The following is a 7,450-nucleotide window of genomic DNA, read 5'->3' on the forward strand; positions in this document are numbered from 1 at the left end:
ATGTCCGGGAGTCCTTCCGCGCCCGCGTCCCCTGACCCGCCGGGCGGGACGCCGGCTACGGCCGCCCGGTCCTCTCCTCCGCGCGGGGCGGCGCGGACTCGCGGCCGCGCGGGGACGGAAGGCGAGGGCCGGGTCCGGGCCGCCGCAGGACGGCGGCCGCGAGGGCGAGGGCGGCGACGAGGAGTCCGGCGCCGACGGCGAAGGCCAGCCGGTATCCGCCGGTCAGGGCCTCGGCCCGGCTCGCGCCGGCCGCGAGCAGGGTGTCGGTGCGGGAGGCGGCCAGGGCGCTCAGCACCGCGACGCCCAGGGCCATGCCGATCTGCTGGGTGGTGTTGAACAGGCCGGAGACCAGTCCGGCGTCGCCCTCCCCCGCCCCCGACATGCCGAGCGCGGTCAGCGCCGGGAGGGCGAGTCCGAAGCCGGCGGCGAGGAGCATCACCGGAAGCAGGTCGACGGGGTAGCTCGCGTGGACGGGGACGCGGGCGAGCAGCCCGAGGACGCCCACCAGCAGCGCGAGTCCCACCAGCAGGACGCTCCGCTCGCCGAAGCGGGCGACGAGCCGGGCGGAGACGCCCAGCGACACCGCTCCGATGGCCACCGCGGCCGGGAGCATCGCCAGCCCCGTCCCGGTGGCGCCGTAGCCGAGCACCTCCTGCAGGTAGAGGGCGACGAGGACCTGGAAGGAGAACAGCGCGGCGACCATCAGGACCTGCACCAGGTTGGCCCCCGCCACGCCGCGCGACCGCAGGATCCGCAGCGGCATCAGCGGGGTGCGCGCGGTGGCCTGGCGGAGGACGAACGCGGCGAGCAGGACGACGGCGAGCGCGCCGAGGCCGAGGGTGTGCGCCGAAGCCCAGCCGCGGGTCCCGGCCTCGACGGCGGCGTAGATGCCCAGCACGATTCCGGCGGTGACCAGCCCGGCGCCGAGCACGTCGGCACCGGCCCGCAGGCCGAGTCCGCGATCGGCGGGCAGGACGGCCGCGGCGAGCACGAGCACGGCGAGCCCGATCGGCAGGTTGATCAGGAAGATCCAGTGCCAGGCGAGGGCGTCGGTGAGGACACCGCCGAGGACCTGTCCGATCGAGGCGCCCGCGGCTCCGGTGAAGCTGAAGACGGCGATCGCCCGGGCGCGTTCGGCGGGTTCGGCGAAGAGGGTGACGAGGATGCCCAGGCCGACCGCGGCGGTCATCGCGCTGCCGACGCCCTGGAGGAAGCGGGCGGCGATCAGCACCGCAGGGGTGCCCGCCGCGCCCGCGAGGAGCGAGGCGGCGGTGAACACGGCGGTGCCGGCCAGGAACACGCGCTTGCGGCCGATCAGGTCGCCGAGCCGTCCGGCCAGCAGCAACAGGCCGCCGAACGCGATCAGGTACGCGTTGACGACCCAGCTCAGGCCGGCCGGGGAGAGGGCGAGGTCGTCCTGGATGGCGGGCATCGCCACGGTGACGATGCTGCCGTCGAGGACGTTCATCAGCATCCCCGTGGCGAGCACCCCGAGGGCGAGGCCGCGCGAGCGGACGGCCGGAGGACCGGACGCGGAGGGAGGAGCGGAGACGGCGGACATGGGTCTTCTCCTGTCAGTGGACCGACAGGTTCGACCTTAACAGATTGTTTTGTTGTAGACGATTTACTTCGGACCTAACTCTGCCGCTGCCGCGCCCTCCGGACGCCCCGGGGGTTCTCCACCGGAGTGGCCAGGTAGCCGGTGACCAGGCGGTTCATGGCCCGCAGGAAGACCTCCCGCTCGTCCTCCGGGAGCGCCCCCAGCGCCTCCCGGTGCACCCGGTCGACGATCTCCTGGCTCCGCTCGGCGACCCGCGCGCCCTCCTCGGTCACCGCGATGATCCGGGCCCGCCGGTCCCGGCTGGAGGGCCGGCGCTCGGCCAGGCCGGCCTCCTCCAGGGCGTCGACCGTCACCACCATCGTGGTCTTGTCCATGTCGCCGATCTCGGCCAACTGGGCCTGGGTGCGCTCCTCCTCCAGGGCGTGCACCAGCACGCAGTGCATGCGCGCGGTCAGCCCGATCTCGGCGAGCGCCGCCGCCATCCGCGTCCGCAGGACGTGGCCGGCGTGGTCGAGCAGGTACGACAGGTCGGGCTCGGCGCGGGAGGGTGCCATGGCGGTCATGCCGCCAGGGTAGCAATCCGTTCCGTGGCAGATGGTTTGGAACGGGACTTATTGGTCGCGGGCGCCGCCCCCGCCGCCGTCCCCACCACCGTCCCCGCCGCCGCGCGGCCGCGCACCGCGCCCGACCGCGCCGGACCACGGGCGGTGGCCGCGGAGGAGCACCGGATCGACCGCGGCGTCCCGCAGCCGGTCGAGCCGGTCGATCACCGGTCCCGCCGTGACGCCGTGCAGCACCACCGAGGCCAGCACGGTGAACGCCACCACCGCCCACAGCTCCCGCTCGGACACCGGGAAGTCCTCCTGGCCCAGCCCGTAGGCGAGGTAGTACAGCGAGCCGATGCCCCGGATGCCGTAGCCCGCGACCACCCAGCGCTCCCGCGTGTCCATGCGGCTCCCGAGCAGCCCCGTCCACCCCGACAGCGGCCGGATCACCAGCAGCACCGCCAGCGCGGTGACGATGCCCTGCCACGTCAGGGCGGCCAGGCCGCCCAGCGCGACGAAGGCGCCCAGCAGGAACAGCAGCACCGCGGTGAACAGGCGCTCGATCTGCTCCACGAAGTCGTGCAGGACGTTGTGGTAGCCGTGGGCGCGCTCGGCCGCCCGGATCGCGCAGGCGGTGGTGAACACGGCGAGGAAGCCGTAGCCCCCCACCAGCTCGGTCAGCCCGTACGACAGGAAGGTGGCGCCCAGCGCGACGAAGCCCTCCCGGTGCCGGGACAGCCGCAGCACCGACGAGCGGGTCCGGAAGAACAGCCAGCCGAGCAGCCGTCCGACCAGCAGCCCGCTCAGCACGCCGACGACGCACTTGTACGCGAGGTCCTCCAGCGCCCACGAGCCGAACCGGTCGGCCGACCAGGTGCCGCCCGCGGCGGCCAGCGCCACGGCCGCGTACGTCAGGGGGAAGGCGAGCCCGTCGTTCAGCCCCGCCTCGCTGGTGAGGGCGAACCGCACCTCGTCCTCGTCGTGCTCGTCCTCGGTGGGCTCGCCCACCTGCACCTCCGAGGCGAGCACCGGGTCGGTCGGCGCGAGGACGGCGGCCAGCAGCAGCGCGGCGGCCGGCGGCCAGTCCAGCAGCCACCACGCCACGAGGGCGGTGATCACGAAGGTCAGCGGCATCGTGATGCCCAGCAGCCGCCAGGTCGCGGCCCACCGGTGCCGTCCGACGGGCCGGTTGAGCGCCAGCCCGGCGCCCATCAGCGAGATGATCACGCAGACCTCGGTGGCGTGTTCCGCCAGCAGCCGGTCGTCCACCGGATCGATCACGGGCAGCGGCAGGGGCAGCAGGTACACGCCGATGCCGCAGGCCATGAAGACCATGGGCAGCGACAGCGGCCGCCGTCCGGACACCACACGGGGCAGTACGGCCGCGAGCAGTGCCCCCGCGCCCAGCCATGCGAACACGGCATCGCCGATCGTCACTGTGTCGTTCCCGTCCTTCCCGTTCCGCGACCGCGTGGCTTCGCGCACATGCCGCCGCCCGGCACCGCAGCGCCTCTGGTACCCGTGGTTCCGCAGGTCATGGACGGTGCCGGGAGTTTTTCCCCGGCCGCCGCGCGGGGAATACGGCCCGGTCCCGGCCGCATTCCCCCTGCGGACAGTGAGAACGCACAACGAACGGATGAGCGAGGTCGTCGATGGACGTGTTCCCCGACGGGGAGGAGCAGGCTCCGCCGGAGCCCGGAACGGGCGCGGGGACGAGCGCGGAGGCGGACGCGGCACCCGGGCTGGTCGTGCTCGGCTCCGGCGACGCCCCCGTCTGCACGGACGGGACGTGCGGGCTGTGAGCGGGGCGGGGACCGTGCGCGTCGAGGTCTGGTCGGACGTCGTCTGCCCCTGGTGCTACATCGGCAAGCGGCGCCTGGAACGCGCCCTGGAGGACTTCGAGCACGCCGACGGGGTGGAGGTCGTCTGGCGCAGCTTCCAGCTCGACCCCGCCTTCCCCGAGGGCGTGCGGCAGCCGGTGCCGGAGATGCTGGAGCGCAAGACCGGCGGCTCGCCCGAGCAGATCCGCGCGATGCAGGAGCGGGTCACGGAACTGGCCGCGCAGGAGGGCCTGACCTACGACCTGGGCAACGCGATCATGGTCAACACCGTCGACGCCCACCGGCTGGCCCACCTGGCCGGGGAGCACGGCCTCGGCGACCGGGCCCACGAACGGCTGCTGCGGGCCCAACTGGCCGAGGCGCAGGTCCTCGACGACCCCGGCACGCTCGTCCGGCTGGGCGTCGAGATCGGGCTGCCCGAGGACGAGGTACGAGCGGTCGTGACCGGCGACGCGTACGCGCGGGAGGTCGAGGCGGACCTCCGCGAGGCCCGCGCCCTGGGCGTCACCGGCGTGCCCTTCTTCGTCTTCGGCCGCGCCTTCGCCGTCTCCGGCGCCCAGCCCGTCGAGACGTTCCTGACGGCGCTGCGCAGGGCCCACGAGCGCGCGCGGACGTCCGCGCCGGCCGGCTGACCCGGCCCGGCCGCGCGCCTGCCAGGCATCATCGGCCGGACGGGCGCGCGGGACGCCCGGGAGAACTCCGAGGGGAAGCGGTGGGGATGGGCATACTCGTCTACTTCGACAAGGTCTCCGAGGACGACTCCGCCGTCCGCTACGCGTTCGGCGGGACGCCCGGCGAACCGGACCGCTCCCTCACCGTGGACAAGGGGACCGGCGACGTCCGGCCGGACGACCACCGGACCGACCACTCCTTCCGCGCGGCGGCCGGGCGGATCGCCCGCCTCCACCACGCCTCCGGCGCCTGGCCGCGGCGCGGGATGGTCGCGAGCTAGGGCACGGACCCACGCAGAACCGCACCGATCGGAGCGACACCATGGACACGGATCTCCTGCCGTTCTCCCCGGCCCACGCCGCCGTGGTGGCGGGCTGGCCGCGCTCCGCCGCGGAGGTGCTGATGTGGTGCGGCGAGCGCGCGTTCCCCCTGCCCGCGCGGCGGGTCGCCGAGTGGCAGCGCGAGGAGGGGGTCCGGGGCCGCGTCCTGGTCGTGGACGGGGCACCGGCCGGCTACGGGGAGCTGTGGTTCGACGACGGGGAAAACAGCGAGGAGGGCACCGGGGAGGGCGAGGTCGAACTCGCCCGGATCATCGTCGCCCCCGCCGCCCGCGGCCGGGGGCTCGGGCGGGCCCTGGTCCGCGGCCTGCTGGCCGAGGCGCTGGACGCGGGCCGCCCCGACGTCTTCCTGCGCGTCCACCCGGACAACGCCGCCGCCCTCCGCTGCTACCGGGGCGCCGGTTTCGTCCCGGTCGCGGCCGAGTGGGCCGCGGAGTGGAACGCCGCCCAGCCGGTCGCCTACACCTGGCTCCGCCGGCCCCGCCCCCACGACCACGGCCCCCACACCGCCTGACGCGCGCCCGCGCGGCGGACCCCGGCCGGGGCAGGGACGGCACGGGCGGGAGGCCGCGGGCCTCCCGCCACGGTCTTCCTAGACCGCGTAGTCCCAGTGCTGCTCGTCCGAACCGTTGCAGTTGTAGATGATCACTTTGGTGCCGTTCGAGGTGCCGCCGCCACCCGCCGTGGACATGCACTTACCGGCCTTCACGTTGTACCACTGGTGGCCGCCCGAGTAGTCCCACTCCTGCTCGGGGCCGCCGTTGCAGCTCCACAGGATGACCTCGGTCCCGTTCGCGGTGCCGCCGCCGCTCGCGAGGGACAGGCACTTGCCGCTCTTGAGGTTGCGGATCTCGCCCGAAGGCGTGGCGTGGAACCAGTACTGCTCGTCCCCGCTGTTGCAGTCCCAGATGATGGCGTTGGTCCCGTTGGACGTACCGCCGCTGCCCTCCAGCGAGAGACACCGTCCGCTCTTGTAGTTGACCATCCTCGAGTAGATGTCGACCGCGCCCGCGGAGGGTGCGCCCACCGCCAGGGTCGTGACCGCCAGGGCACCCGTCGCCGCCGCGGCCCAGATCTTCTTGCGCATGTGAGGGAACCTTCCATCGCGCGGGACGGCTGCCGCCCCGCTGCCTCCTCGGCCGTCCCGTCACAGATCCACGGCGGCCGGAACACGGCGATCTTGGCCCATCGAACAGGCGTCTGAACACGACTCTTCCGGTCATTCGCCCCTGAAGATCGGGCCAACAGCAGGTGGAGCCGCCCTTTCCGGCATCGCCCCACGAGGCGAACGACCGCCTCGTTCGTCCGGAGGTGAGCGGAAGATCAGCCACGGCCGGCCGCACCGGAGGCGGCAGGAGGCATGGCGGGAAAGATCCCTCCGCGCTCCCGCCGACCCCCGCACCAGGGGCCCCACGGCGTCGGAGCGGCCCGTCGTGGCCACACCCGACACCATTACGGGGGAATCCGTTGCCGAACGTGCCGCCCCGGTAACCATACGTGCTTACGGTGAGCGGAAGTTCAGCCGGTACGACCGTTCCGCACAGGGGGAGCCCGCGATGACCGAGTCCAGGCAGCTCGACCCGTACACCTCGCCCAAGACCTTCTACGGCGCCGAGCTGCGCCGCCTGCGGGAGGAGGCGGGCCTGACCCAGGCCCAGCTCGGCGAACGCGCCTTCTGCTCGGGCGCGTACATCGGCCAGTTCGAGACGGCGGTGCGCCGCCCGCAGATGGACGTCTCCAAGCTCTTCGACGAGATCCTCGGCAGCGGCGAACACCTACAGAGGCTGTGCAGGCTGGCGCGCCACTCCAAGTACCCCGAGTACTTCGCCGAGGCGGCGGAGTTGGAGAAACTGGCGACGACGATCAGCGAATACGCACCGATGCTGGTACCGGGGCTGTTGCAGACCGAGGCGTACGCGCGGGACCTGACACGCACAGCGCAACTGTTCGCGCCGCAGGAGGAGGTGGACAACCGCGTCACGGCCCGCATGGAGCGGCAGCGGCTGCTGGACGAGCCAACTCCCCCGGAGCTGTGGGCCGTCATCCACGAGGCGGCACTGCGCATCCCAGTCGGCGGCCCGGAGGTCATGCGCGAGCAACTGCACCACCTCCTGGAACTCGGGCACCACCACTACCGCGTCATGATCCAGGTCCTGCCCTTCGAGGCAGGGGCCCCTGCCTTTCTGAACGGCACGGTGATCCAGATGACGTTCTCGGACGCTCCCCCGGTCTCCTACTCCGAGGGGGCGTACACCGGCCAACTCATCGAGGAATCACGGCTGGTGGCCCAGTACCAGCGGGCCTACGATCTGATCAGGGCCGCCGCTCTGTCGCCCAAGGCGTCCCTGGCCCTGATCGAATCGGTGGCAAAGGACTACACGACACCATGAGCATCGACCGCGACCTGAGCACGGCCGCCTGGCGCAAGTCGTCCTACAGCAACGGGGATGGTGGGGCGTGCGTCGAGGTCGCTGACGGCTTCCCCGGCGTCGT

10 protein-coding genes are annotated in these 7,450 nt (G+C 73.1%); 6 read left to right on the plus strand and 4 right to left on the minus strand.

The window, feature by feature from the left end; all coding sequences use genetic code 11:
* Window positions 1-55: 55 nt before the first annotated feature.
* The 3 genes from VE546_RS13455 to VE546_RS13465 form a co-directional block, all read right to left on the minus strand.
* Window positions 56-1,561: an MFS transporter gene (locus tag VE546_RS13455; protein WP_324921968.1), complete on the minus strand. Its 1,506-nt coding sequence runs from the start codon at window positions 1,559-1,561 to the stop codon at window positions 56-58.
* Between the two features lie 74 nt (window positions 1,562-1,635).
* Window positions 1,636-2,124, minus strand: coding sequence for a MarR family winged helix-turn-helix transcriptional regulator (locus VE546_RS13460; protein WP_324921970.1), 489 nt, complete (start codon window positions 2,122-2,124; stop codon window positions 1,636-1,638).
* 48 nt (window positions 2,125-2,172) lie between these two features.
* Window positions 2,173-3,543, minus strand: a complete 1,371-nt coding sequence (locus VE546_RS13465) for a cation:proton antiporter (RefSeq protein WP_324921971.1) — start codon at window positions 3,541-3,543, stop codon at window positions 2,173-2,175.
* A 215-nt stretch (window positions 3,544-3,758) separates the two neighbouring features.
* On the opposite strand from VE546_RS13465, the gene VE546_RS13470 reads away from it, so the two are divergent.
* The 4 genes from VE546_RS13470 (at window position 3,759) to VE546_RS13485 (ending at window position 5,471) form a co-directional block, all read left to right on the plus strand.
* Window positions 3,759-3,908, plus strand: a complete 150-nt coding sequence (locus VE546_RS13470; RefSeq protein ID WP_324921973.1) for a hypothetical protein — start codon at window positions 3,759-3,761, stop codon at window positions 3,906-3,908.
* Complete coding sequence (locus VE546_RS13475; RefSeq protein WP_324921975.1) at window positions 3,896-4,579, plus strand: DsbA family oxidoreductase; 684 nt, start codon at window positions 3,896-3,898, stop codon at window positions 4,577-4,579. Before VE546_RS13470 ends, VE546_RS13475 begins: the two co-directional genes overlap by 13 nt.
* Before the next feature lie 86 nt (window positions 4,580-4,665).
* Window positions 4,666-4,899 carry a hypothetical protein gene (locus VE546_RS13480; RefSeq protein WP_324921977.1) on the plus strand — a complete coding sequence of 78 codons (234 nt, stop codon included), beginning with the start codon at window positions 4,666-4,668 and terminating at the stop codon, window positions 4,897-4,899.
* Between the two features lie 41 nt (window positions 4,900-4,940).
* Window positions 4,941-5,471 (plus strand): GNAT family N-acetyltransferase, encoded by a 531-nt coding sequence (locus VE546_RS13485; RefSeq protein ID WP_324921979.1) that lies wholly within the window; start codon window positions 4,941-4,943, stop codon window positions 5,469-5,471.
* 78 nt (window positions 5,472-5,549) lie between these two features.
* Here the strand turns inward: VE546_RS13485 and VE546_RS13490 are convergent, their stop codons facing one another.
* Window positions 5,550-6,044, minus strand: coding sequence for an RICIN domain-containing protein (locus VE546_RS13490; RefSeq protein ID WP_324921980.1), 495 nt, complete (start codon window positions 6,042-6,044; stop codon window positions 5,550-5,552).
* Window positions 6,045-6,513: 469 nt separating this feature from the next.
* Between VE546_RS13490 and VE546_RS13495 the strand changes: the two genes are divergently transcribed.
* Together VE546_RS13495 and VE546_RS13500 are read left to right on the plus strand one after the other, a co-directional pair.
* Entirely contained in the window at window positions 6,514-7,347 is an 834-nt protein-coding gene (locus VE546_RS13495) for a helix-turn-helix transcriptional regulator (RefSeq protein WP_324921982.1), read from the plus strand.
* The coding region (locus VE546_RS13500) for a DUF397 domain-containing protein (RefSeq protein ID WP_324921990.1) at window positions 7,344-7,450 on the plus strand (107 nt) is incomplete at its 3' end. The genes VE546_RS13495 and VE546_RS13500, both read left to right, overlap by 4 nt.

The organism is Streptomyces sp., from assembly GCF_035644915.1.
Lineage (GTDB): Bacteria > Actinomycetota > Actinomycetes > Streptomycetales > Streptomycetaceae > Streptomyces.